General features: G+C 63.8%; 21 protein-coding genes and 2 tRNA genes. 17 read left to right on the top strand and 6 right to left on the bottom strand.

Annotation, left to right across the window (positions count from 1 at the left end; genetic code table 11):
* Positions 1–14: 14 nt before the first annotated feature.
* Positions 15–1,574: a methionine--tRNA ligase gene (metG, locus tag QEH68_RS12800; RefSeq protein ID WP_280623039.1), complete on the top strand. Its 1,560-nt coding sequence runs from the start codon at positions 15–17 to the stop codon at positions 1,572–1,574.
* Positions 1,575–1,694: 120 nt separating this feature from the next.
* Here metG and QEH68_RS12795 read toward each other — a convergent pair whose 3' ends face one another.
* The 4 genes from QEH68_RS12795 to QEH68_RS12780 all read right to left on the bottom strand — a co-directional run bounded on the left by QEH68_RS12795 (position 1,695) and on the right by QEH68_RS12780 (position 6,950).
* The gene (locus tag QEH68_RS12795; RefSeq protein ID WP_280623038.1) at positions 1,695–4,163 is read right to left on the bottom strand and encodes an ABC transporter permease; all 2,469 of its coding nucleotides are present in this window, start codon (positions 4,161–4,163) and stop codon (positions 1,695–1,697) included.
* 2 nt (positions 4,164–4,165) lie between these two features.
* A complete protein-coding gene (locus tag QEH68_RS12790; protein WP_280623037.1) occupies positions 4,166–4,960 on the bottom strand; it encodes an ABC transporter ATP-binding protein in 795 nt (264 codons plus the stop codon).
* A gap of 88 nt (positions 4,961–5,048) precedes the next feature.
* Complete coding sequence (locus QEH68_RS12785; protein ID WP_207593830.1) at positions 5,049–5,762, bottom strand: response regulator transcription factor; 714 nt, start codon at positions 5,760–5,762, stop codon at positions 5,049–5,051.
* A gap of 3 nt (positions 5,763–5,765) precedes the next feature.
* A complete protein-coding gene (locus QEH68_RS12780; RefSeq protein WP_207593829.1) occupies positions 5,766–6,950 on the bottom strand; it encodes a histidine kinase in 1,185 nt (394 codons plus the stop codon).
* Positions 6,951–7,074: 124 nt separating this feature from the next.
* Between QEH68_RS12780 and QEH68_RS12775 the strand changes: the two genes are divergently transcribed.
* The 10 genes from QEH68_RS12775 (at position 7,075) to QEH68_RS12730 (ending at position 17,683) form a co-directional block, all read left to right on the top strand.
* On the top strand, positions 7,075–8,127 hold the full coding sequence (locus tag QEH68_RS12775; RefSeq protein WP_280623036.1) for a 3-isopropylmalate dehydrogenase: 1,053 nt from the start codon (positions 7,075–7,077) through the stop codon (positions 8,125–8,127).
* Positions 8,128–8,247: 120 nt separating this feature from the next.
* Positions 8,248–9,360 (top strand): branched-chain amino acid aminotransferase, encoded by a 1,113-nt coding sequence (locus tag QEH68_RS12770; RefSeq protein ID WP_280623035.1) that lies wholly within the window; start codon positions 8,248–8,250, stop codon positions 9,358–9,360.
* A gap of 393 nt (positions 9,361–9,753) precedes the next feature.
* Positions 9,754–10,554 carry an MBL fold metallo-hydrolase gene (locus tag QEH68_RS12765; RefSeq protein ID WP_280628010.1) on the top strand — a complete coding sequence of 267 codons (801 nt, stop codon included), beginning with the start codon at positions 9,754–9,756 and terminating at the stop codon, positions 10,552–10,554.
* Between the two features lie 23 nt (positions 10,555–10,577).
* A complete protein-coding gene (locus QEH68_RS12760; RefSeq protein ID WP_207593826.1) occupies positions 10,578–11,354 on the top strand; it encodes a fumarylacetoacetate hydrolase family protein in 777 nt (258 codons plus the stop codon).
* Positions 11,355–11,485: 131 nt separating this feature from the next.
* Positions 11,486–13,006 (top strand): glutamate--tRNA ligase, encoded by a 1,521-nt coding sequence (gltX, locus tag QEH68_RS12755; protein ID WP_280623034.1) that lies wholly within the window; start codon positions 11,486–11,488, stop codon positions 13,004–13,006.
* A 14-nt stretch (positions 13,007–13,020) separates the two neighbouring features.
* Positions 13,021–13,779: an HAD family hydrolase gene (locus QEH68_RS12750; RefSeq protein ID WP_207593824.1), complete on the top strand. Its 759-nt coding sequence runs from the start codon at positions 13,021–13,023 to the stop codon at positions 13,777–13,779.
* A gap of 126 nt (positions 13,780–13,905) precedes the next feature.
* A tRNA-Gln gene (locus tag QEH68_RS12745) sits at positions 13,906–13,977 on the top strand.
* 126 nt (positions 13,978–14,103) lie between these two features.
* Positions 14,104–14,179 (top strand) — tRNA-Glu (locus QEH68_RS12740).
* Positions 14,180–14,285: 106 nt separating this feature from the next.
* The gene (locus tag QEH68_RS12735; RefSeq protein ID WP_280623033.1) at positions 14,286–16,067 is read left to right on the top strand and encodes a dynamin family protein; all 1,782 of its coding nucleotides are present in this window, start codon (positions 14,286–14,288) and stop codon (positions 16,065–16,067) included.
* Positions 16,064–17,683 (top strand): GTPase, encoded by a 1,620-nt coding sequence (locus QEH68_RS12730; RefSeq protein ID WP_280623032.1) that lies wholly within the window; start codon positions 16,064–16,066, stop codon positions 17,681–17,683. The genes QEH68_RS12735 and QEH68_RS12730 overlap by 4 nt, the downstream gene beginning before the upstream one ends.
* A gap of 11 nt (positions 17,684–17,694) precedes the next feature.
* On the opposite strand, the gene QEH68_RS12725 is transcribed toward QEH68_RS12730, so the two are convergent.
* Positions 17,695–18,231: a DUF1697 domain-containing protein gene (locus tag QEH68_RS12725; RefSeq protein ID WP_280623031.1), complete on the bottom strand. Its 537-nt coding sequence runs from the start codon at positions 18,229–18,231 to the stop codon at positions 17,695–17,697.
* Between the two features lie 7 nt (positions 18,232–18,238).
* Positions 18,239–18,958, bottom strand: coding sequence for an IclR family transcriptional regulator (locus QEH68_RS12720; protein WP_014922101.1), 720 nt, complete (start codon positions 18,956–18,958; stop codon positions 18,239–18,241).
* A gap of 122 nt (positions 18,959–19,080) precedes the next feature.
* Here QEH68_RS12720 and leuC point away from each other — a divergent pair, with 122 nt between their 5' ends.
* The 6 genes from leuC to QEH68_RS12690 all read left to right on the top strand — a co-directional run bounded on the left by leuC (position 19,081) and on the right by QEH68_RS12690 (position 25,655).
* On the top strand, positions 19,081–20,532 hold the full coding sequence (gene leuC / locus QEH68_RS12715) for a 3-isopropylmalate dehydratase large subunit (RefSeq protein ID WP_207597580.1): 1,452 nt from the start codon (positions 19,081–19,083) through the stop codon (positions 20,530–20,532).
* 10 nt (positions 20,533–20,542) lie between these two features.
* Entirely contained in the window at positions 20,543–21,151 is a 609-nt protein-coding gene (gene leuD, locus QEH68_RS12710; RefSeq protein WP_089595454.1) for a 3-isopropylmalate dehydratase small subunit, read from the top strand.
* A gap of 208 nt (positions 21,152–21,359) precedes the next feature.
* On the top strand, positions 21,360–22,685 hold the full coding sequence (gene murA, locus QEH68_RS12705; RefSeq protein WP_089595453.1) for a UDP-N-acetylglucosamine 1-carboxyvinyltransferase: 1,326 nt from the start codon (positions 21,360–21,362) through the stop codon (positions 22,683–22,685).
* An 11-nt stretch (positions 22,686–22,696) separates the two neighbouring features.
* A complete protein-coding gene (locus QEH68_RS12700) occupies positions 22,697–23,470 on the top strand; it encodes a lysophospholipid acyltransferase family protein (RefSeq protein WP_207593820.1) in 774 nt (257 codons plus the stop codon).
* On the top strand, positions 23,467–24,519 hold the full coding sequence (locus QEH68_RS12695; protein WP_207593819.1) for an NAD(P)H-dependent glycerol-3-phosphate dehydrogenase: 1,053 nt from the start codon (positions 23,467–23,469) through the stop codon (positions 24,517–24,519). Before QEH68_RS12700 ends, QEH68_RS12695 begins: the two co-directional genes overlap by 4 nt.
* Positions 24,519–25,655 carry a D-alanine--D-alanine ligase family protein gene (locus QEH68_RS12690; RefSeq protein ID WP_280623030.1) on the top strand — a complete coding sequence of 379 codons (1,137 nt, stop codon included), beginning with the start codon at positions 24,519–24,521 and terminating at the stop codon, positions 25,653–25,655. Before QEH68_RS12695 ends, QEH68_RS12690 begins: the two co-directional genes overlap by 1 nt.
* The last annotated feature ends 23 nt before the right edge of the window (positions 25,656–25,678 follow it).

Here is a 25,678-nt window from a genome sequence, read left to right as displayed (position 1 = left end):
GGTAACTTCTTAGAGTGACGTCTCCAGAGAAATCCCCGTTCTACATCACCACCGCAATCAGCTACCCCAACGGCGTGCCGCACATCGGCCACGCCTACGAGGTCATTGCAACTGATGCCATGGCGCGCTTCAAGCGCCTTGACGGTCATGAAGTGTTCTTCATGACCGGAACGGACGAGCACGGACTCAAGATGCAGCAGTCTGCCGAGAAGGAAGGCATCACTGCCAAGCAACTCGCCGACCGCAACTCGGCTGCGTTCAAGCAGATGAGCCAGGACCTGGGCATCTCCCATGACCGCTTCATCCGCACCACCGACCAGGACCACTACGCCGCCTCGCAGGCCATCTGGAAGAAGATGGAAGCCAACGGCGACATCTACCTGTCCAAATACGAGGGCTGGTACTCCGTCCGTGACGAGGCATACTACGTCGAAGACGACACCGTGGTGAAAGAGGACGGTCTCCGTTACTCCAAGGAGACGGACACGCTGGTCACCTGGACCGCGGAGGAAAGCTACTTCTTCCGGCTTTCCAGCTACCAGGAGAAGCTCCTTGCCCTTTATGAGGCGCAGCCTGAGTTCGGCGCTCCGCAGTCCCGCTTCAACGAGGTCATCAGCTTCGTCAAGCGTGGTCTCGAGGATCTGTCCATCAGCCGCACCACCTTTGACTGGGGTGTTCCTGTTCCCGGCGATGAGAAGCACGTCATGTACGTCTGGGTTGATGCCCTGACCAACTACCTCACCGGCGTTGGCTACCCCGACGTCGAGTCGGAATCCTTCAAGAAGTTCTGGCCTGCCGACGTCCACGTCATCGGCAAGGATATTTCGCGTTTCCACGCGATCTACTGGCCTGCGTTCCTCATGAGCGCCGGGCTTGAGCTGCCACAGCGCGTCATGATCCACGGCTTCCTCACCAACAATGGCGTGAAGATGTCCAAGTCCCTGGGCAACGTCGTCGCGCCGCAGGACTTTGTGGCGCAGTACGGTTTGGACCAGTGCCGGTACTTCTTCCTCCGCGAAGTTCCGTTCGGTGCGGACGGCAACTACAACCACGAAGCGATCGTGGGCCGCATGAACTCGGACCTCGCCAACAACTTCGGAAACCTTGCCCAGCGTTCGTTGTCCATGGTGGCGAAGAACTGTGAAGGCAAGGTCCCGGTGCCCGGAGAGTTCACGTCGGAGGACACTGCCTTGCTGACGCAGGCAGGGGAGTTGCTGGAAACAGCCCGCTCAGCCTTCGACAAGCAGGAATTCAGCCGCGCGCTGGAAGCCATCTGGACCGTATTGGGCGATACCAACGCCTACTTTGCCGACCAGGCCCCTTGGGTGCTGCGGAAGACCGACATCGCGCGTATGAACACGGTTTTGTATGTCACTTTGGAGGTAGTAAGGATCGTAGCGATCCTCGCCCAGCCGGTCATGCCGTCGTCGTCCGCCAAGCTGCTTGAAGTGCTGGGCCAGGCCGAAGGCGAGGCGAGGCAGTTCGCCGCGCTCGCCACGCCGATCGTTGCAGGCACGCAGTTGCCGGCTCCAGCCCCGATCTTCCCCCGCTTCGAAGAGCCCGCCGAAGCTTAGGACCCTCTCTCACATACCATCCATGAAGAGCAATCGCTCTCTCACTTTCCGACAGTATGACCGCGGGAAGTGAGAGAGCGATTCTCGTTTGGCGTGATGATGTGAGAGAGCGTTGCTGCCTTAGGCGGTGGCTAGACCCTCGACGGGGGAGAGGCGTGCGGCGCGCCGGGCAGGGATCACCGAGGCCAGCAGTCCGGCCACCACGGCCACCCCGAAGACTGCGGCCAGTTGCATCCACGGCACGGCAGGAACAACGCTGGCTACGCCTCCCAGTGTTGCCTGCGCCCCCAGCCATCCGTAGACGATCCCCATGCCTGCGCCCATGATGGCGGCCACGCCGGCGACGAGCACGGCTTCGATGGCCAGCATTCCGCGCAGTTGGCCCCGAGTGAGGCCAAGGGCCCTGAGGAGGGAGTTCTCCCTGGTCCGCTCAAGGACCGAGAGGGACAAGGTGTTCGCCACGCCGATCAGCGCAATCACCACGGCGATACCAAGCAGACCGGTGACAACCAACAAGAGCACATCGATGATGCTGTTGAACGTCACCCGCTCGATCGCGGCCCCACTGACGGTTCGCTCCTGCACCCCCAATGCTGCCGCGATGTCTTTCTGGAGAGCCTGCACCCGGTCCGTTGAGACGGAATCATCCAGCTTCACCCATACCATGGATGCCGTTTCCGGCAGCGGGGACGCAGCGATGCTGGAGCTTTCCACAAACGCCGGGACGTGGCGGGTCCGCAGCACCTTGGCGTCGAGCGAAACCGTGCCCTCCGCCGTCGAGATGGTCGCAGCACCCTCTGGAGAGTCTTCTGGAAGGTAAACCAGGCCCGGGCCCGGCTTCAGGTTGTTATCGCGCAGCACAGACGCTGCATCTGCGGCGGAAAGGCCGTAGATCGTCATGCCGCTGTCCGGTGCAGCGGAATCGCCGAATGTTCCTAACGGCTGCAGCATGACCGCAGCGCTGACGCCGTCGAGCGCCTTGATCCTCGCCAGGGCCTGCCGGTGGTCGACTGAACCATCCACGGCAGTCTGTGCTGAAAGGTCCACAGGGTAGTTCTCGGCCAGGGTGTCGTTGAATGCCTGCCGGGATGTGGCCGCTCCCGTCATCATGAGCGATACCAACGTGACGCCGATGAGCAGCGCGGCCGCGGTCGCAGAGGTGCGGGCAGGGTTGCGCGTGGCGTTCACGGCCGCGAGCTTGCCCGGCACTCCCGCGGGTGCGGCGAGCCTGCCGGCCAGGGCAACCACCGTGGGGATGAACAGCGTGGAGCACAGGAGAATACCCACGAAGGAGGCGGCTCCGCCCAGCAGCGCAACGCCCAGCGATACGTTGACGCTGCCGTACACCAGCGCTGCTGCTCCGCCCAGCAGGGCCAACAAGCCCAGCACAAGGCGTACCTTGCCGCGCTTGTTCCGGACGGATGCGTCATCGCTGGGCCGCAAGGCGGCCAGGGGCGCGACGGCGGTAGCCGCCTTGGCGGGAACCAACGCCGCGACCACGGTCAACAAAGTTCCTGCCACCAGGCCGGCGATAATGGCCGACGGCGGTACAGCCAGCGTCGCGAAGGCCTGCTCAGGCTGGGACTTGGCCCAGGCAATCAGCCCGGTCATCAAGCCCGTGGCCGCCAGGACGCCCACCACAGAGGAAAGGAAACCGACCACCAGGGCTTCGAGCATGACGGACCCACGGATTTGTGCCCGCCCGGCACCGAGGCAGCGCAGGAGCGCCAACTCCCTGGTCCGTTGTGCCACAAGTACAGAGAAGGTGTTGGCCACCACCAAAGTGGAGACAAGGATGGCCACGCCGGCGAACGCGAGCAGTACGATGGTCAGCTGGTCCTGCCCAGCGCTCAGCATGGCAACAGTGGAGGTCACCTTCTCCTGGGCCGTTTCCAGCACAGGCCCGGTAGCTCCCGCAGCTTCCATGCGATGGGTGATGTACTCCTTTGCGGCGGCCACGTCCTCGCCGGCCTTGAGCGAGAACTGCACTCCGGTAAAACCGGAACCCGCGTCCTGGACCGCGTTCAGGACCGATTCGGACGCCACCAACTGCGCTGCCGATGATGAGAAAGGATCATTGGTGGCTTGGATCAGGCCGGTGATGGTCACCTTGGCATTCTTGACAGGTCCCGCCCCGTGCAGCTCAAGCGTGCTGCCAACACTGAGGCCCAGATGCCCGGCTGTCTTGACGTCGATCACAGCCTCAGAGGCCTTCGAAGGCATGGACCCGGAAGAAAGCACGGCACCTTCCAAGGCTGCGGGCGCCGCATTCCGCAGGCGGCCATACTGCTCTCCGCCGCCGGCCTCGAACGTGACGTACGTGGAACGCTCCGCGTAGCTTTCCTCCACTGCCGGGGAGGAGACGGCAGCCTCCACAGCGGCCGGGGTGAATGCTTCACCGTTCTTGGATGTGGCAACAAGGTCAGCGTTTCGGTACGCCTCACCGATGCTGGCCCCCAAGGAAGCATTCGTGCTCGCACCCACCATCAGCGTGGCGGAGAGGAACATCACGGACAACATGACGGCGAGGCCGATGGCGATAAACCGCCGGAAGTGCGTCGTCAGTTGGGAAACGGCAACACGCAGCATGCTCAGGCTCCCAGCTTGCCGAGGGCTGCCAGGACGGAGTCCGCGGTGGGATCGTGGATCTCGCCCACCAAGCCGCCGTCGCTCATCAGGACAACGCGGTCGGCATAACTGGCGGCCACGGGATCATGGGTGACCATGATGATGGTCTGGCCCATCTCCTGGCTGCTCCGGCGGAGTAACGCCAGCACTTCGCCGCCGGCTTTGGAGTCCAGGTTGCCTGTAGGCTCATCGCCAAAAACGACGTCGGGACGGGTCAACAGGGCGCGGGCTACTGCTACGCGCTGCTGCTGGCCGCCGGAAAGCTCATGGGGGCGGTGCTTCAGGCGATCCTTCAAACCAAGGGTGCTGACAACGGTATCCAGCCACCCGGCGTCGGCGGTGGTCCCCGCCAAAGCGAGCGGAAGCGTGATGTTCTGCTCGGCCGTCAACGTAGGCACCAGGTTGAACGCCTGAAAAACGAATCCGATCCTCTCCCGGCGGAGCGCGGTGAGCTGACGGTCGTTGAGGCCGGTCAGCTCGGTGCCCCCCAGGACGATGCGGCCGGAGTCCGCTGTATCGAGGCCGGCCAGGCAATGCATCAAGGTGGACTTCCCTGAACCTGAGGGACCCATGATGGCCGTGAACTTTCCGGCGTCAAAACTCACCGACACCTTGTTCAACGCGGTCACGGTGGTATCGGCGCGGCCGTAGCTCTTGGTCAGCTCGTGGGCCTCGACGGCGGGTCGGGCCTGGGCCACATCCGACCCCGTGGGTCGATCGGTTCCTGACGGGTGGGAGAGAGGCGTGAAAGTTGTCATGGGTTCACGCTATGTTTTGCTGCACCCCGTCAGGATCGGGCCATGGGCCCATTGTCCGGCGGGTGCCCTCATACCGTGGTCTGAGGTGCTAGGAGCCGGGGGCTACAACGCCGGTCTCATAGGCGATGACCACCACCTGCACCCGGTCACGGGCACCCAACTTGGCAAGGATGTGCCCCACATGGGTTTTCACCGTGGCCTCGGAGAGAAACAGCCCTGCTGCGATCTCGGGATTCGACTGTCCTTGGGCGATCAGTTGGAACACTTCGCGCTCGCGGGCTGTCAGGCGTTCGACGGCGGCAGCATGCTCGGTCTGCTCAGGCGTCTGTGTCCTCAGCAACGGTGCCACATGGTCCAGCAAACGCCGGGTAGTGGAGGGAGCTATCACCGCGTCCCCACGGTACACGGTGCGGATGGCCTCGAGGAGCTCTTCGGGTGGAGCGTCCTTCAGGAGGAACCCGCTTGCCCCGGCCTGGATGGCGGCCAGTGCATACTCATCCAAGTCGAAGGTGGTCAGCACCACGATCTTGATCTCCGCACGCTGCGAACCGGAGGGTTGTGCCGCCGCCTGTTCCAGGATGCGTCGGGTCGCTTCTATGCCGTCCATCCCGGGCATGCGGACATCCATCAGGACCACGTCGGCGGCGGTAGCGGACAGGGCCTGGACAGCCTCGATCCCATTGCCTGCCTCAGCCACGACTTCGAGGTCCGGCTGCGAATTGATCAGCATGCCAAAACCCGAACGGACCAACTGTTGGTCGTCGACGAGTGCCACCCTGATGGGCGCAGGAAGTTCTGGCATGGCTTAGGCCTCCGAATACGGGATGAAAGCGGACACACGGAAACCGCCGCCCTGCTTAGGGCCTGCGGTCAAAGAACCATCGTAGAGGGAGACCCTCTCACCCATGCCCAGCAAGCCGTTGCCGCCGCCGGGTGCCGGCGGATCAGCGGCGGCGCCCCGGCCGTCGTCGACGATGTCCAGCTGCAGGCCCCGGGCCTGCCACGTCAGGGTGACGCCCGCGGCCGCCTTCGGTCCCGCGTGCTTCATGACATTGGTGAGGGCTTCCTGGATGATGCGATACGCCGTGAGCTCCGCTCCGGCCGGAAGTGCGCGGCGGGGGACGCCGCTCTGTTCAAAAGCCACCTGGAGGGTGGCGGCACGGAACCCGAGGAGGAGTTCATCCAGGTCCGAGAGCCGCGGTTGCGGGCGGGTAGGGGAGTCGTCGTCGGAGCGAAGGACACCCAGCAGCCTGCGCATCTCGCCCAAGGAGTCCCTGCCCGTGGCGGCAATGGTAGCCAGCGCTTCGGTAGCGAGTTCAGGTTTCGCGGCAGCGGCGTATCGGGCTCCATCGGCTTGGGTGATGATCACGGACAAGGAGTGCGCCACGATGTCGTGCATTTCCCGGGCAATGTGGGAGCGCTCGTCCGCGGCGGCCAGCTTACGTTCCTGCACATGTTCCACCTCGAGGCGCCGCGTTCGGTCTTCCAGGGCCTGAAGTTGGAGCCTGCGTACGCGTGTGAGGTCGCCAAGGGTCCAGCTCACCAGCACCAGCATCCAGATCAGGACGGTGTACAGCGTGCCGATGGTAAGACCCATGATTCCCGATTCCACAGTGGTCGAGAACAGCCGGGTGGTCAGCATGACGCCGCCGGCGAGGCCTGCAATCAGGACACTGCGGCTGGCCCACGCAGGCCCATAAGCCGCCGTCGCGTAGATGATCAAGGGAACGGCGATTTGCCCCGCCACGGGTTCGGCGCCCACCGCCCATTGGATCAGGCATACGATGACCACCGCGCCGGCAGCCATGGCAGGTCGGGTGCGCCGCCAAGCCAGGGGGAGCAGGAGGCTGCAGGATAAGAGTGAGAGCCATGGACGGTCAGCGATCAGGTACACCGGGCCAAAGAGGAGGATCAGCAGGCACGTTGCCGTGAGGTCCACAATGAAGCGGTTGATCCGGAACCATTCATATACTGCGTGCCTTCTATCCACGCTTAGACTCTATGCGCTTGTTAACGCGGAGGCGTCATGCCGTGGTCTGACTCCTTCCGGACATCAGTGTTCGCAGAATGAGACGATTTTGACCAGCATGTGGATTGCTTGGCTAGATAGAGCTATGAGTGCAACGTCCATCAATCTCGCTGTCATCCCTGGCGACGGCATTGGCCCTGAGGTCATCGCCGAAGCCGTCAAGGTCCTCGAAAAGGCTGTCGCCGCCGAAGGCGTTGCCCTCGAACTGACCAACTACAAGCTCGGTGCCCAGCACTGGCTTGAGACCGGCGAGACCCTCCCGGACGAGGTCCTGGCCGACCTCCGCACCCGCGATGCCATCCTCTTCGGGGCAGTCGGTGCGGCCCCGGGCGATACCCGCATCCCGTCCGGCATCATCGAGCGCGAAATGCTGCTCAAGCTCCGCTTCAGCCTGGACCACTACGTGAACCTGCGGCCCTCGCGACTGTACGGAACCGTCGGCAGCCCCCTGGCCAACCCCGGCGCCATCGACTTCATCGTGGTGCGCGAGGGGACCGAGGGCCCTTACGTTGGCAACGGCGGCACCCTGCGCGGCGGTACGCCCCACGAGGTAGCCACCGAGGTTTCCCTCAACACCGCCCACGGCGTGGAGCGCGTTGTCCGCGATGCCTTCCGTCGTGCCAACGATCGTCCGCGCAAACACGTCACGCTCGTCCACAAGCACAACGTGCTGGTTTTCGCCGGGCACTTGTGGAAGCGCACCGTCGAAGCAGTGGCCCAGGAATTCCCTGACGTCACCCACGATTACCTGCACATCGATGCTGCCACCATCTTCATGGTGACCGACCCTTCCCGCTTCGATGTCATCGTCACCGACAACCTCTTCGGCGACATCCTCACCGACCTCGCTGCTGCCGTGACCGGCGGCATCGGCCTGGCGGCATCGGGCAACATCAACATGGACCGCACCTCGCCGTCCATGTTCGAGCCCGTCCACGGCTCCGCCCCGGATATCGCCGGACAACAAAAAGCTGATCCCACCGCGGCCATCCTCTCCGCAGTGCTCCTCCTGGACCACCTTGGCTACACCACGGCGGCCCGAAAGATTGAGGCGGCAGTCGTCGCCGACGTCGAAAGCCGCACCGGCGCGCCGCGCAGCACAGCTGCCATCGGCGATGCCATCGCGGCCGCACTTTAGGCCCATTACGCAGGCGTAAGCTTGTCTTGAATTATTTACCTGCTTCCCTGGTCCATCGCTGAACCACACCCTTTTTGGGGACCCGGTTCGCCCTGCCAGGTAGCTGACTGTGGAGGAAACATGACTCAGACTGTCCATGGCGTCGAATTCAGCCAGCAGCTTTCGGAAACCCCGAAGTCTGCTGAGGAGCGTGCAGCCGTCCTGGCGAACCCAGGCTTCGGCGACTACTTCACCGACCACACCGCCGTCGTCGACTACAAAGTCGACGCCGATGGCAATGGCGGTTGGCAGAATGCCCGGATTGAGCCCTACGGACCCATCTCCCTGGACCCTTCGGCCGCGGTCCTGCACTACGGCCAGGAAATCTTTGAGGGCCTGAAGGCCTACCGTCACGCTGACGGTTCCGTCTGGACCTTCCGGCCCGAAGCCAACGCTGCGCGCTTGAACAAGTCCGCGCGTCGCCTCGCCCTCCCGGAGCTGCCCGAGGAGTACTTCCTGGGAGCTATCCGCGAACTCGTGCAGGCCGACAAGGAATGGGTTCCGTCCGGCGACGGTGAAGCGCTGTACCTGCGTCCGTTCATGATCGCGACGGAGGCGTTCCTCGGTGTCCGGGCTGCCCGCGAAGTGTCCTTCCGGGTCATTGCTTCCCCTGCCGGCAACTACTTCGGCGGCGAGCTCAAGCCCGTCTCCATCTGGATCTCCCGTGAATATGCCCGTGCCGGCCGTGGCGGTACCGGTGCTGCGAAGTGCGGCGGCAACTACGCAGCCTCCCTGATCGCGCAGCAGGAAGCCGAAGCGAACGGGTGCAAGCAGGTACTGTTCCTGGACCACTTCAACGACGACGCCGTGGAAGAACTCGGCGGCATGAATGTCTTCTTCGTCATGAAGGACGGTTCGCTCGTCACTCCTGCCCTCAGCGGCACCATCCTTGAAGGCGTCACGCGGATGTCCGTCATCCAGGTGGCCAAGGACATGGGGCGCGAAGTCACCGAACGCAAGATCACCCTGGACGAATGGCGCGACGGCGTGGCCTCCGGCGAGATCACCGAGGTCTTCGCTTGCGGTACGGCAGCCGTGATCACACCAATCGGTGTGCTCAAGGACGCCACGGAGTTCATCGGCTCCGAGGACGCAAAGGCCGGCGACACCACCATGGCTATCCGCCAGCAGCTTCTGGGCATCCAGACCGGAACCGTCGAGGACACCCACGGCTGGCTGACCCGCCTGGTGTAGCCTCCGGACGTCCCGAAACGCCACCGCACGACGGCGGCCCTTCACTTGGTTATCAAGCGGAAGGGCCGCCGTTCTGCTTCCCGGACGCCCGCTCACTTCCCTGGGGTTTGGGGTGGAAGCTCTATCAGGTTCCTGGGGTTTGGGGTGGAAGCTCTATCAGGTTCCTGGGGTTTGGGGTGGACGCTCTATCAGGTTCCAAGGGTTTGGGGTGGCGCTCGCTCACGGGTTGAGGCCTGCTGCTGTGTTGTCTCTTCGAATCGATCCACTCTTGAGACTCTGTGAGAGAGGATCGGCGCGAAGGGCGTGGGATGTGAGAGAGGATCGGCGGGAAGGGCGTGGGATGTGAGAGAGGATCGGCGGAGGTGCCAAGATGGGAGAGTGACTTCAGAATCAATGGCGGCTGCAGATAATTCTCAAAGCGACGGCAGCTCTTCCCTGCAGCGCAGCAGCGACCTAACCCGCTTCCGGTTGGCCCCCAACCCCGGCCCCATGAGTCTGGACGGCACCAACTCGTACATCATTGGCGCGCCGGGCTCCGGCCATGTGGCTGTGGTGGACCCGGGACCGGCCGACGAACGGCATCTGGCCGTACTCGCAGCGGCGGGCACCGTAGATGTGGTGCTGATCACCCACCGCCATGCGGACCACACTGAGGCCTCGGCCCGCTTCCATCAGCTGACAGGGGCTCCGGTCCGGGCTGCCTCTGCGGAGCATTGTCACGGAGGCGAGCCACTCACGGACGGCGAGGTCCTCACGGCAGGCGGCGTTGAAATCCGCGTCGTTGCAACGCCGGGCCACACTTCCGACTCGGTCTGCTTCCATCTCCCGGGCGACGGGCCGGTCGGCTCCGTCCTCACAGGTGACACCCTCCTGGGGCGCGGCACCACCGTTTTGGACTACCCGGATGGCCGGTTGGGGGACTATCTCGCAAGCCTGGACAGGTTGGAAGCCCTCGGTCCCGCAATCCTCCTGCCTGCCCATGGCCCGGTACTCCCTGCTTTGGACGAGAAATGCCGGGAGTACCGGGACCACCGGGAACAGCGCCTTGACCAGATCAGGGCGGCCCTGAAAAACCTGGGGCCGGACGCCTCGATATCCGCCGTCACCGACGCCGTCTATCCCGACGTCGACCCTTCCGTCAGGTGGGCGGCGGAGACTTCCGTGGCAGCGCAACTTGATTACCTCCGGAGCTAAGCCCGGACTGTAGGCTTGAGCCCATGCGTATCGCCCGGTTTGTAGTTGATTCTGATCCCCTTTACGGCGTTGTTGAAGGCGAGCCCGGCAGTGAGGAAATCACTGTCATTAACGGCGACCCGTTCTTCAACGGCGTCGAACGTACCCATGTGAAGCACAAGCTCGAGGACGTGCGGCTCCTGGCGCCCATCATTCCCCGCAGCAAGGTGATTGGCGTCGGCCGGAACTTCGCCGAGCACGCAGCGGAACTCGGCAACGAAGTTCCCCAGCAGCCCTTGTTGTTCCTGAAGCCCAACACCTCGGTGATCGGCCCGAACGACCCCATCATCCTCCCTGAGTTCTCGGAGGAGGTCTCCTTCGAAGCCGAGCTGTGCGTGGTCATCGGCCGCATCTGCAAGGACGTCCCGGAGGATCGCGCGGACGACGTCATTTTCGGCTACACCTGCGGCAACGACCTCACCGCCCGCGATGTCCAGAAGACGGACCTCCAGTGGGCCCGTGCCAAGGGTTTCGACACCTCCGCGCCGCTGGGCCCGTGGATCGAAACCGAGCTCGACCACGAAGACCTGTCCATCCAGGGACGGCTGAATGGTGAGCTCCGCCAGGACGGCAGCACCAGCCAGATGATCCGCGGCGTCCGCGAACTCGTCTCGATCGTTTCCCACGCATTCACGCTCCTTCCGGGCGACGTCATCATGACCGGTACCCCGGCAGGCGTCGGCCTGGTCAGTGAGGGCGACCGTTTTGAGGTGGAGATCGAAGGCATCGGACGCCTGTCCAACCCGGTTGTTCGCCGCTAGGCTCCCAGCGAAACCTCAAAAAGCCAGGGTTCGACGGCGGCACTGACCTTTCGCACGAATGGTCAGTGCCGCCGTCGGGCGCTTCCAGCCGGGAAACCGGGGCGGCGCCAAGCGGTAAAGTTGGAACCACTATGACTACTGCTTCTGCGTCGAACGCTGCCTCCAGCGCCATCCCTGCCGTCAACGCCGAGACTCCGGTCCGCGTCCGTTTCTGCCCGTCGCCGACGGGAACGCCGCACGTTGGCCTGATCCGCACCGCCCTGTTCAACTGGGCGTATGCGCGCCACACTGGCGGCAAACTGATCTTCCGCATCGAGGATACCGACTCTGCCCGTGACAGCGAGGAGAGCTACCACCAGTTGCTGGATGCCCTCAAGTGGCTCGGGATCAACTGGGACGAGGGCGTAGAGGTCGGCGGCCCGCACGAGCCGTACCGCCAGTCCCAGCGCGGCGACATCTACCAGGACGTCATCGCCAAGCTTAAGGCCGGGGGACACGTCTATGAGTCCTACTCCACGCCGGATGAGATCGAGGCCCGCCACAAAGCCGCAGGCCGCGACCCGAAGCTCGGCTATGACGGATTTGACCGTCACTTGACCGAGGAACAGCTGGCACAGTTCAAGGCCGAAGGCCGCGAGGCTGTCCTGCGTCTCCGCATGCCGGACGAGGACCTGACCTTCAACGACCTCGTCCGCGGCGAGATCACGTTCAGGGCCGGTTCCGTTCCCGACTTTGCAGTTGTCCGTGCCAATGGCGCCCCGCTGTACACCCTGGTGAACCCGGTGGATGACGCGCTGATGGGGATCACCCACGTCCTGCGCGGCGAGGACCTGCTGAGCTCCACCCCGCGCCAGATCGCACTGTACCGTGCGCTCTACGCCATCGGTGTTGCCGAGTACATGCCGGAGTTCGGCCACCTGCCCTACGTCATGGGCCAGGGCAACAAGAAGCTCTCGAAGCGTGACCCCGAGTCCAGCTTGTTCCTGCACCGCGAGCGTGGCTTCATCCCCGAGGGCCTGCTCAACTACCTGTCCCTGCTTGGCTGGTCGCTGAGCGCAGATGAGGACATCTTCACCGTGGAACAGCTCGTGGCCAACTTCGACATCCACGATGTCCTGGGCAACCCGGCCCGCTTCGATATCAAGAAGGCCGAGGCCATCAACGGAACGCACGTCCGTCTGCTGGCGCCGGAAGACTTCAAAGAGCGTTTGGCCCCTTACCTCCGTGCTGCCGGGTTGGTAGGGGAGATCCTCACACCGCGGCAGGAAGAGATTCTTGCCGAGGCCGCCCCGCTGGTGCAGGAACGCATCACCCTTCTCGGTGAGGCTCCTGAGATGCTGGCGTTCCTGTTCAAGGCCGACGACGCCATTGACGTAGCAGATGACGCCCGGAAGGGACTCCCTGCCAACCTGGACGAGGTCCTCGACGCCGCTCTGGCAGCGCTGGAGCCCATCGAGGAGTGGACGGCTGAGAACATCCAGACGGCGCTGAAGCAGGCTCTTGTGGAGGACTTGGGCATCAAGCCCCGGGCCGCCTTCGGGCCTGTGCGCACGGCCATCTCCGGCCGCCGCATCTCTCCGCCGCTGTTCGAATCCATGGTGATCCTTGGTAAGGATTCATCCCTGGCCCGCGTTCGCGCTTTCCGCGGCTAAGGACGGCTTCAGTCATGGCAATCGCAAGCTCCTTCGGCACTATCCGCGGTGTCCTCTTCGACATCGATGACACCCTGGTGGACCTTGAGTACGCCATGACCACAGCCTTGCGTGACGTCAGCGAACATCTCCTGCCCGGCCTGGACCAGGCCGGGTGGGTGAAGTTCGGCCGCATTTTTACGCACGAGACCACGCACTTCTATGACCGTTACCTGGCCGGCGAGCTGACGTTCAATGAACAGCGGCTGCTTCGCGGCAGGGCTGCGTTGGGTCACTTCGGTGTGGAACTTGGTGAGGGCGACGAGTCCCAGGCCTGGGTCTCGGAGTACCACCAGCGCCAGACGGCATACGTGAGGGCCTTCGACGACGTCGGAGAGGTACTGGATGCACTCGACGCCGCGGGCATTCCCTATGGAGCGGTGAGCAATAACGTGCACGATTACCAGCGCGCCAAGTTGGACGGTGCAGGTCTTTCCAGGATCAAGGTTTTGGTGGGCACAGATACTGTTGGCGTGCCCAAACCGGATCCTGCCATTTACCTCGAGGGCGTGCGCCTCCTGGGCACGGCGGCGGGCGAGACGCTCTACGTGGGGGATAACAGGCTGCTCGACGCTGATGGCGCCACGGCGGCAGGGTTGATCGGCGTGTGGCTCAACAGGACCGGAGAAGTTGTGGAGGAATTCACCGGACGCCAAGTGGACTCCCTGACACGCTTGCTTGCCACCGTCCCAAGCGCCGTTGAGGGTACGCATCCAGCGGCGCGAATCATGTGATGCAGGTAACGCCTTCCCGATTTGTGCAGGTGGCAAGACTCCGGTAGAGTCATTACTCGTGCTGAGGGGCACGGAGGGAAAAGCTGAGGGAAACCGAAGCGATGAACTCCGGTCCGAAAGTCACTTTGGGATATGGTGTAATTGGCAACACTACGGTTTCTGGTACCGTCATTCTAGGTTCGAGTCCTGGTATCCCAGCTCTGAAAATCCGCGTGAATACGCCGGAAATTTGGAACCTCCAAGTCGCTGAAGCGATTTGGAACGGAGCTGAAAGTATGAAATACTCATTCAGCTTGATCGCCGGAAACGGCGACAAAAGTGCAAGGCCCCATCGTATAGCGGCCTAGTACGCCGCCCTCTCACGGCGGTAACGCGGGTTCGAATCCCGCTGGGGTCACCACTGAATCCCCCGGAACTACGGTTCCGGGGGATTTCTTTTTGCCTTCGTTGTGCCCATAACGCCTGCCGGGCGCCCGGGACGTGGGTCGGGCTGGCATGATGATGCTGTGACCGCAAACGAAGACCCGGCAGCTATCCGGCGAACCCCCGTACCTCAAGGTGCGGCAGCCGCCGTCGAGGCCTTGGAAGCTGCCCGCGCGGAGCTTGCGGCCACCACCCTTCCCCTGGCCGTGCCGGAGGCCCCGGAAGCCCGTCAATGGATCCGCGATTCCCTCGCACAACTCGACGACTACATCATTCCCCGTTACCGCAGCCTGGATGCGCCGCTGTTGGCCGTCGTTGGTGGTTCCACAGGCGCGGGGAAGTCCACGCTGGTCAACGCGCTGGTGGGTTATCCGGTAACCAGGGCAGGCGCCATCAGGCCCACCACACGCCAACCCATCCTCCTGCACCACCCCAACGACGCCGGATGGTTTGAAGGCCACAGGATACTTCCCAGTTTGGACCGCATCCGAGGGACCGTGTCAACAAATCCGAGGCCTGCCAACCAGGCAGGTCCCGCGCCGGACGCCCACGCGATCACATCATTGGTGTTGGTGGGCCATGACGCCGTGCCGCAGGGCATAGCCCTCCTGGACGCGCCGGACGTCGACTCGATCTCAGATGACAACCGCAGGCTCGCTGGACAGTTGCTTGCGGCCGCGGACCTCTGGGTATTCGTCACCACGGCCATCCGCTACGCCGACGCCGTCCCCTGGCGGCTGCTCCTGGATGCGGCCTCTCGTGACATCACCGTAGCCGTGGTGTTGGACCGCGTGCCCCCGGCCGCGGAAGAAGAAGTCAGGACTGACCTTAAAGCCATGCTGGACCGGCAGGGGCTCAGTGGGGCGGAGCTTTTCGTCGTTCCTGAAAGTGCCTTGGACGGGCTGGGAATGCTGCCGGAGGAATCGGTGTCAGCTCTGCGCCAATGGCTGGGTGCCTTGGCAGCGAACGCAGCTGGAAGGGCGGACGTCGCACGGCGGACTCTTAATGGAGCTGTCAAAGCCGTCAGCGTCCGCTTGGAGGGCATCGCCGCAGCCGCATCAGCCCAGGATGCTGCTGCGCACGAACTCCACACCACCTGCGTCCAGGAGTATGAGCTGGCCCTTTCCCGCATTCTTGCGGCCACCAAGGACGGTGCACTGCTCCGCGGAGAGGTACTGGCGCGATGGCAGGACTTTGTGGGCACTGGAGAATTCTTCCGGGCATTGGAGCAAAACATCGGGCGTATGCGGGACCGTGTGGGCGCTTTCTTCCGCGGAGAGCCGGCTCCCGCGGTGAAGGTGGAGACCGCCATCGAGACCGGGCTGCAGGCAGTAATCCTGGACGAGGCCGCCACTGCAGCAGAAAACGTGGACCGGCGCTGGCGTGCTGACGCTGCGGGCCGCCACCTCCTTGGCTCCGATGATCTTTCAGGGACCAGCGAGGGTTTCGACGCGAAATCTGCCGCTGCCATTCGGACCTGGCAGGAAGGCCTGATGGAGATGATCCGCACCCAGGGGCAGGGAAAACGGACCCAGGCCCGTTGGTTGTCCTTTGGCGTCAACGGCCTGGGCGCTGCGCTCATGGTGGTGGTGTTCTCCATGACCGCAGGCTTGAGCGGGCTGGAGATTGGCATCGCCGGCGGCACGGCGGTAGTCGGCCAGAAGCTGTTGGAAGCCGTATTCGGCGAGGACGCCGTGCGTCGCCTGGCGCAGCAGGCGCGGGATGACCTGCATACGCAGTGCCAACGGCTGCTGGACGATGAACGGCTGCGTTTCCTCGACCGCCTTGAAGCGGCACATCCAAGCTCAGGGAACCAGCTGGCCCAGCACGCCAAGATCCTCCGCCGCCTGGCGGGGGCCGCATGAGCCGCCACGGCCAGGTGCGCGAGGCATCCCAACTGCAGCGGCGGCTCGAGGCGCTGAATACGGCCCGTGAACTCGCTGAAGGCGTGCTTCCGGACGACAACCTGCAATCTGTCTACGACGTCCTGGAGCGTGCCACCTCCAGGCGTTCATTGTCGGCCGGCCACACCGTGGTGGGTTTTTTCGGGGCCACGGGCAGCGGTAAGTCTTCATTGTTCAACGCAGTGTCCGGCAGCGGGCTCGCCACCGCGACAGCACGACGCCCCACGACTTCAGCGCCCCTGGCGGGAATTTGGGGTGAGGACGGCAGCGGCCCGTTGCTCGACTGGCTGGACGTCAAGGAACGGCATACGTTGCCACCTGTCCCGGGGCTGGCCGACGCAGACACGGGCCTGGTCCTCCTTGACCTGCCGGACTTCGACTCCACCAGGGTGGAAAACCGCGAGATCGCCCAGCGCATGGTTGGCATGGTGGATGTCCTCGTCTGGGTCCTGGACCCGCAAAAGTACGCTGATGCCGCCGTGCATAATGACTTCCTTCGGCCCATGGCCTCCCACGGCGCCGTCACCCTGGTGGTGCTGAACCAGGTGGACAGGCTCAACGCAGCGGATGCTTCTGCTGTGATGCAATCGCTGGAGGGCATCCTGGAGCGTGACGGGCTGGGGACAGTCCGCGTGGTGGGTGCCTCAGCTTTAACCGGCGACGGCGTCCCTGCCGTCCGTGCTGCCATCAGGAACGTCGTGGTCCAACGCGAGGCAACAACGCGGAGGCTGGCGGCCGACGTCGTCAAAGCCGGCGCGGAACTCGCCGAGGCGTCCGGCGACGGTGAAGCCCGCGGCATCACTGCAGGCGCCAAGGCGCGGCTTGCGTCTGAACTGGCGACGGCGGCCAACGTGCCGGTGGTGGTGGACGCAGTCCAGCGGTCCTTCAAGAGGGAGTCGGCCCGCAGGACCGGATGGCCCGTGACGCGCTGGCTGCTGCGCTTCCGTCCGGATCCCTTGCGGAGGCTGAACCTGCGGCGGGAGGACACCAGGCCCGAACTCAGCCGGACATCGTTGCCGCCCGCCGGTGCTCCGGAGCGGGCGCGCACCGATGCTGCGGTCCGGGATTTTGCGGACGACGCATCCGCCGGGGCACCGGGACCATGGCGGGCAGCAATCCGCGCCGTGGCTAGGGACGGCCGGGAGCAGTTGCCCGATGCCTTGGATCAAGCCATCGCCGGTACTGACCTGAAGGCCACGCAGCGGCCACTGTGGTGGGCGTTGTTCAACACCCTCCAATGGCTGGCGCTTGTGCTGGCCGTTGGGGGCCTGGGGTGGCTGGGGGTGTTGGCCGCTCTCGGTTACTTCCAAATGCCGGTGCCCGAGGTTCCCCGAACGGAAGGGTGGCCGTGGCCTACCCTCATGGTCGCCGGGGGAGTTGGGCTGGGGATCGTCCTCGCCATAACTGGAAGGATTCTTGGAGGCTGGGCTGCGCGCATCAGAGCGTCGGGGGCAGCGAAACGCTTGAAGTCCGCGGTGGCATCAGTTGCCGAACAGAGGATCGTGGAGCCTGTTGAGGTGGAAATTACGCGCTTGAAAGCGTTCAACGCCGCGCTGAAGGCGGCCCGCTCCAAGTGAAGGAGTGCAGCTTAGAGGGCCGCGGCCGCATCCCGGACTTTGATGAGGGTGCGCAGGTTCCTGGTGGTGGTGCCGGCTTTGTAGCGGGCTTTGGCGGAGAGTTTGCTGAACGGGCTGTCCAGGGTGCCGCCGGCGGGTGCCAGCCACGCTGACGCTTCAGGGCCCAGCCGTACCTGCTCCACGCCGTCCAGGGCAGCACCTGCTTCAAAGAGTTCATCAAGCATCGCAGTATCGGAGGCCAGGGTGATGTAGCTGTGGGTGGTTTTGTCATCAGCCGGGTAGGGGCAGGCCTCCACGAGGTCGGCCACCCTTGCTGCTGTGAGGACCACTACCCAGGCGTCGTAGCCGAAGGTCTTCCGCAGGCACTGCTCGAACTGCGTCTTGACCTCATGAGCCTTGAGCTCGCTTTGCAGCACGACGTTTCCACTGGCCAAGAGGGTTTTGACCTTGGCGAACGGGTAGTCCTGGAGTGCAGCCTTGAGGTCGGCCATCTTGATGTTGATGCCACCAACATTGATGCCGCGGAGGAAGACGGCGTAGTTGTCCATGGCGGGCCTAATCGTTGTTCTTTCGCAAGGCTTCCGTCAGCACCCGGGCGGCGTTGCAGACTACTTCGGCATGCAGGCGGCCCGGCTGGCGGGTAAGCCGCTCAATGGGACCCGAAATCGACACGGCCGCAATGACCCGGCCGGACGGTCCACGAACGGGGGCAGAGACCGACGCGACCCCGGGCTCGCGTTCGCCGAGGCTCTGACCCCAGCCCCGGCGTCGTACTCCTGCCAGCACGGTGGGCGTAAAGCGGGCGTTTTGCAGCCCTTCAAGAAGGCGGTCGTGGTCCTCCCACGCCAGCAGGACCTGGGCGGCGGAGCCGGCCTTCATGGACAGCTGGGTGCCGACCGGGATGGTGTCGCGCAGGCCGATGGGGCGTTCGGCTGATGCGACGCAGACGCGCCAATCGCCCTGCCTGCGGAAAATCTGGGCACTTTCACCGGTCGCGTCGCGCAACTGGATCAGGACCGGTCCCGCAGAAGCGATCAGCCGGTCTTCGCCTGCAGCGGAGGCCAACTCCACGAGCCTGCTGCCCAGGACAAAGCGTCCCTGGATGTCGCGGCTCACCAGCCGGTGGTGGACCAGCGCCAGCGCGAGGCGGTGAACCGTAGGCCGGGCCAGGCCCGTAGCCGCTACAAGTTGGGCGAGTGTCGTGGGCCCGGCCTCGAGGGCATCGAGTACCTGGGCCGCTTTATCAATGACACCGACTCCACTAGAATTGTCCATGTAATGATATTGCCGTCTCAATATCTGAGATGCAAGTTCTTTCGCTGGCCTATTTCGCAGCGATGCTGCTTCAGTGGATCAAGAACAACGCAACAAGCCAACGCAGTGAAGGGAGCAAGGCCGTGGGAAAGACACTGGCCGAGAAAGTCTGGGACGCGCACGTAGTGCGCAAAGGTGAAGGCGAAGGAGCCAACGCCCAGCCCGATCTTCTCTTCATCGACCTTCACCTGGTACATGAAGTGACCTCACCGCAGGCCTTTGAAGGCCTGCGTTTGGCCGGCCGGCAGCTGCGCCGCGTTGACCTCACCATTGCCACGGAGGACCACAACACCCCCACGCTGGACATCGACAAGCCTATAGCCGACCTCACCAGCCGCACCCAGATTGAAACCCTGCGTGCCAACTGCAAGGAATTCGGGGTCCGCCTGCACTCCCTGGGAGACAAGGAACAGGGGATCGTGCACGTGGTCGGCCCGCAACTGGGCCTGACCCAGCCGGGCATGACAGTGGTCTGCGGCGATTCCCACACCTCAACCCACGGGGCCTTCGGCGCGTTGGCCATGGGTATTGGTACGTCCGAGGTTGAGCACGTCATGGCAACGCAGACGCTGTCCCTGAAGCCGTTCAAGACCATGGCCATCAACGTCGAAGGCACCTTGCGTCCCGGCGTGACGGCCAAGGACATCATCCTCGCGGTCATTGCCAAGATCGGCACAGGCGGCGGGCAGGGATACGTCCTGGAATACCGCGGCTCGGCCATTCGCGCCCTGTCCATGGACGCCCGCATGACCATCTGCAACATGTCCATCGAGGCAGGCGCACGCGCAGGCATGGTGGCCCCGGACCAGACCACCTACGACTACATGCAGGGCCGCCCGCACGCACCAGAAGGTGCTGACTGGGACGCCGCGGTCGAGTATTGGAACACGCTCCACACCGACGCCGACGCCGTCTTTGACGTTGAGGTGGACCTGGACGCGGACACCCTGGAGCCGTTCGTGACGTGGGGTACCAATCCCGGCCAGGGCGTTTCCCTCTCGGCGAAAGTGCCCTCTCCGGAGGACTTCGGTGATGAGAACGCCAAGGCCGCAGCCGAGCGGGCGCTCCAGTACATGGGCCTGGAAGCCGGCACGCCCATGAAGGACATCCGTGTGGACACGGTCTTCCTGGGATCCTGCACGAACTCCCGGATTGAGGACCTCCGCGTTGCCGCCGACATCATCCGCGGCCGTGAGAAGGATCCCAACGTCCGTATGCTGGTGGTCCCCGGATCGGCCCGTGTCCGGCTGGAGGCCGAAGCCGAGGGACTGGACAAGGTCTTCAAGGAATTCGGGGCTGAATGGCGCTTCGCCGGCTGCTCCATGTGCCTGGGCATGAACCCGGACCAGTTGGAGCCGGGGGAGCGCTGCGCGTCGACGTCAAACCGCAACTTTGAAGGCCGCCAGGGCAAGGGAGGCCGCACGCACTTGGTCTCACCCGTCGTTGCCGCAGCCACGGCTGTGCGCGGCACGCTGAGCTCGCCGTCGGACCTGGAGTCCGTCCCGGCAGGCAGCCTGACCGGAACCGCAGTCTAGGAGGATCACCATGGAAGCATTCACTACCCACACCGGCATCGGCGTGCCGCTGCGCCAAAGCAACGTGGACACCGACCAGATCATCCCTGCTGTCTACCTCAAGCGCATCACGCGGACAGGCTTCGAAGACGCACTCTTCGCCGCCTGGCGCAAGGATGATTCCTTTATCCTCAACCAAGCCCCGTTCAATGCCGGTTCGGTCCTGGTGGCCGGGCCGGACTTCGGCACGGGTTCATCCCGCGAGCACGCCGTCTGGGCGCTGAAGGATTACGGTTTCAAAGCCGTACTGTCTTCCCGCTTTGCCGATATCTTCCGGGGAAACTCCGGCAAACAGGGCCTGCTCGCCGCGCAGGTCGCGCAGGATGACATTGAGCTCATCTGGAAAGTGCTGGAGAACGCTCCGGGCACCGAAGTCAAGGTTGACCTTGTCAGCAAGACCGTGGAGTGCGGCAACATCGTGGCTCCGTTCGACATTGACGACTACACCCGCTGGCGCCTCCTGGAAGGCCTCGATGACATCGGCCTGACACTTCAGCATGAAGAAGACATCACCGCCTACGAGGCCACGCGTCCTTCCTTCAAGCCCAAGACGCTTCCTGCGAAGGTTCAAGCTGGATAGCGCCGCCGTTTGAGGCCGCAAGCTGCAGATTAAGGACCGGTGGGCACCCTGTGGGAGTGCCTGCCGGTCCTTTTTCGTCAACGTTCAACTGATGGCTGAAGCTCGCGGCGCCGGGTGCGTCCATTTCGGTTCGGTAACGCGAGCTTCTATGCTTAGCTGGAGCCTTTGTAAGTTTGGGGGGCGAGTAGTCGTGAGGAAACCGGTATAGATGAGTAGTGTTCTGACAATCCGCGGTGGCGTCCCCTTAACAGGACGAGTGACCGTTCGCGGTGCCAAGAACCTGGTGCCCAAGGCCATGGTGGCGGCGTTGCTGGGCAGCGAACCATCGGTGCTGAGGAACGTGCCGGAAATCAAGGACGTAGAGGTTGTTACCAGCCTGCTGCAGTTGCACGGCGTGACAGTAGTGAAGGATCCGGTCACGGGTGACCTCACCCTTGACCCCAAGGATGCAAAGACTGCGTCCAGTACCGCCATTGACGCCCACGCCGGGGATTCCCGTATTCCCATCCTGCTGTGCGGGCCCCTGATCCATGCCATTGGCGAGGCCTTCATCCCTGACCTGGGTGGCTGCAAAATTGGCGACAGGCCCATCGATTACCACCTGAACGTGCTTCGCCAGTTTGGTGCAGTAGTGGAAAAGCGCCCGGGCGGTATCCACATCTCCGCACCGCACGGCCTCCATGGCGCCAAAATCTCCCTTCCGTATCCATCGGTTGGTGCCACGGAGCAGGTGCTGCTGAGCGCAACGCGAGCTGAAGGCATCACTGAACTCATCGGTGCCGCAACTGAGCCCGAGATCATCGACCTCATTGCTGTCCTGCAGAAGATGGGCGCCATCATCAGCGTCCAGACTGACCGCACCATCAGGATTGAAGGCGTCAAGGATCTCCGCGGGTACAACCACCGTGCTCTCCCGGACCGCAACGAGTCCGCGTCCTGGGCGTCCGCTGCGTTGGTGACCAGGGGCGACATCTTCGTTGAAGGCGCGTCGCAGCGGGACATGATGACCTTCCTGAACACCTACCGCAAAGTGGGTGGCGGTATGGACATCGGCGACGACGGCATCCGCTTCTACCACCAGGGCGGAAAGCTGTCCCCGTTGGTCCTGGAAACGGACGTCCACCCCGGTTTCATGACGGACTGGCAGCAGCCCCTGGTCGTGGCCCTGACACAGGCAGAAGGCGTGTCGATCGTCCACGAGACCGTCTACGAAAACCGGTTCGGGTTCACCGATGCGTTGGCCCGGATGGGCGCGAACATCCAGGTGCATCGCGAGTGTCTGGGCAGTGTCCCGTGCCGGTTCGGACAGCGGAACTTCCTTCACTCCGCCGTCATCTCAGGACCAACCCCGCTCCGGGGTACCGACATCGACATCCCGGACCTTCGAGGCGGCTTCAGCCACCTCATCGCGGCGCTGGCAGCCACTGGTACCTCCAGGGTGACGGGCATCGACATCATCAACCGCGGTTACGAGCGCTTTACCGAGAAGTTGGCCGGCCTGGGCGCAGACTTCGATATCACCACCACCAAGTAGCGGGGGATCCCTTGAAGGAATCGGCCAAGAGCCGTGCCACGTTCGTGCTGCTGGCGGGCATCGCACGCCCATTGATGAACCTCCTGATGGCCAAAAAGTGGGAAGGTGTTGAGAACCTTCCGTCCGGCGGTTTCATTGCGGCGCCAAACCACTGCACCGAGATCGACCCCATCGTGATCGGGCACCTGGTCTACAACCAGCAGCGTCCGCCGCACTTCCTGGCGAAGAAGGGCCTCTTCAAGGTGCCCGTGCTCGGGGCCTTGCTGAACGCCACCAAACAGATACCCGTTGAACGCTCGACGGCGGGAGCGAACCACTCGCTGCAGGTCGCCAAAGAGGTGGTGGATGCCGGCGGTGCCATCATTATCTATCCCGAAGGCACCCTGACCCGCGATCCCGACCTTTGGCCCATGAAAGGGCATACAGGGGCCGCCCGGCTTGCCCTGCAGACCGGTGCGCCCGTCGTGCCCATGGCGCACTGGGGTGCGCAGGATGTCTTCCCGCGCTATGCCAAGCGGTTCCACCTTTTCCCGCGCAAAACGGTTCGGGTCCTTGTCGGGAAACCGGTGGACCTCAGTGCCTTCGCGGACCGGCCCATGGACCGCGCCACGCTGACTGAGGCAACCGAGGTCATCATGGACGCCATCACCGCCCTGCTGGCCACACTGCGCAACGAGCCCGCTCCCGCCGAACGCTGGGATCCGGCTGTTCACAAACAGTCAAAGCACGGACGTTTCGTTGAGCGCGGATCCTCCGAGGCGCCGGAACCGGAGGACGGTAAGTGACCATTCTCCAGAGCCACGTCCACGCACCGGACATCGTGGCGGTTTTGGGTGCCGGATCGTGGGGCACCACGTTTGCCAAAATCCTCGCAGACGCCGCTGAGGCTGCCGGCGCTGAACGCAGCATCCGGATCTGGGGCCGCCGTCCCGAAGTGGTGGAGCAGATCAATTCGCTGCATCGCAATGCCCAGTACCTGAAAGACATTGAGCTTCCCGCGACCATCACTGCGTCCACGGACGTGGCGGAGGTGCTGAAGGACGCCACGCTGGTGATCCTCGCCGTTCCGGCCCAATCCTTGCGTCCGCAACTGGGCGAGTGGAAGCCATTGCTGGCCCCCGATGCCGTGGTGGTATCCCTGATGAAGGGCCTGGAGTTGGGGACTGATGCGCGGATGAGCGAGGTCATTGCGCAGGAACTGGGGCTTACCGCGTCCCGTGTAGCAGTGGTTTCCGGTCCCAACCTGGCGATGGAAATCGCCAGGGAGCAACCGACTGCGTCCGTGGTTGCCTGCAGCGACGCTGATACCGCCGCAGCGATCGCGTTGTCCTGCACCGCGCCGTACTTCCGGCCGTACACCAGTACGGACGTTGTTGGTGTTGAGATCGGCGGAATCGTCAAGAACGTCATTGCCCTTGCCGTGGGCATCTGCGAAGGCCGGCAGATGGGCGACAACACCAAGGCGTCGGTGATCACCCGGGGACTCGCAGAGACCTCCCGCCTCGCCCTGGCGCTCGGCGGTGAAGCCCACACTATGGCCGGCCTGGCCGGCTTGGGCGACCTTGTGGCTACCTGTTCATCGGCGTTGTCGCGCAATCACACTGCCGGCCGGTTGCTCGGAGAAGGACTCAGCCTGGAACAGGTCGCAGAACAGATGACGCAGACCGCCGAAGGCATCAAGTCCGGCCCTGCCGTGCACGAGCTTGCCGGCAAGTTGAACGTTGAAATGCCCATTACGGCAGCCGTGGTAGCGGTGCTTGAAGGCAGAATGTCCGTTGATGACCTGGGACCACGTTTGCTGGCCCGGGCACTGAAGTCCGAAGGCGACTACTGATGGTGACAGATCACTCCACCCCTGCGACCGGCCGCCCCCGCGTAGCGGTTCTCTTTGGCGGGCGCTCCAGCGAACATGCCGTCAGCTGCGTCACCGCGGCGGGCGTCATGGGGGCCATCGATAAGAGCAAGTACGAGGTCATTCCCATCGGCATCGCCAAATCAGGACAGTGGGTCCTGGCCTCGGGCGACACCAGTCAGTGGTCCTTGAGTTCCGCAGCGCTTCCTGAGGTGGCGCCGTCGGGAAAGACAGTGACGTTGGCCGAAGTGGGCGGTGAGCACCAGCTGATCGTGACCCAGCCCAATGCCGTGCCACAGGAGCTGGGCTCCGTGGACGTAGTGTTCCCGCTGCTTCACGGGCCGTGGGGCGAGGACGGAACCATCCAGGGCCTCCTGGAACTCTCCGACACACGTTACGTTGGCGCCGGAGTTCTGGCCTCCGCCGTGGGGATGGACAAGCACTACATGAAAGTGGTGTTCGAGTCCGCGGGGTTGAGCGTTGGACCGTACATTGCAGTGACGGACCGCCAGTGGCTGACCGACGCCGAGGCTGTCCGGAAGCGCGTCGACAAGCTCGGGTTCCCCGTATTCGTCAAGCCTGCCCGCGCCGGTTCGTCCATGGGAATCTCGAAAGTGGATTCCCTGGAGGGCCTGGACGCCGCCATCGAAGAAGCCCGCCGGCATGACCTGAAGCTGGTGATCGAGGCCGGGATCGTGGGACGCGAGATTGAATGTGCCGTCCTCCAGGGGCGGGGCACCGACGCGCCCCGAACGTCCATGCCCGGTGAAATTGCGGTGGCAGCGGGGGAGCACCAGTTCTATGACTTCGCTGCCAAGTACGTCGAAGACGGTGCGGCCGCTCTGAGCTGCCCGGCCGACATGCCGGACGAAGCCATCAGCCGCGTGCGCGAACTGGCCGCTGTGGCTTTTGATGCTGTGGGAGCCGAAGGCCTCAGCCGCGTGGACTTTTTCTATACCCCTGGCGGGGAGCTGATCATCAATGAGATCAACACTATGCCGGGTTTCACGCCCAAGAGCATGTACCCGCAAATGTGGGCGGCGTCAGGTCTGGCCTATGGCGAGTTGATCGACGAACTGATTCATCTGGCGCTGACCCGTAAGACCGGCCTGCGCTGACCCGTGGCCTGCTGACCGTGTCC

The organism is Paenarthrobacter sp. OM7 (assembly GCF_029873575.1).
Classification (GTDB): domain Bacteria; phylum Actinomycetota; class Actinomycetes; order Actinomycetales; family Micrococcaceae; genus Arthrobacter.
This window is presented reverse-complemented; position numbering and strand designations above follow the sequence as displayed.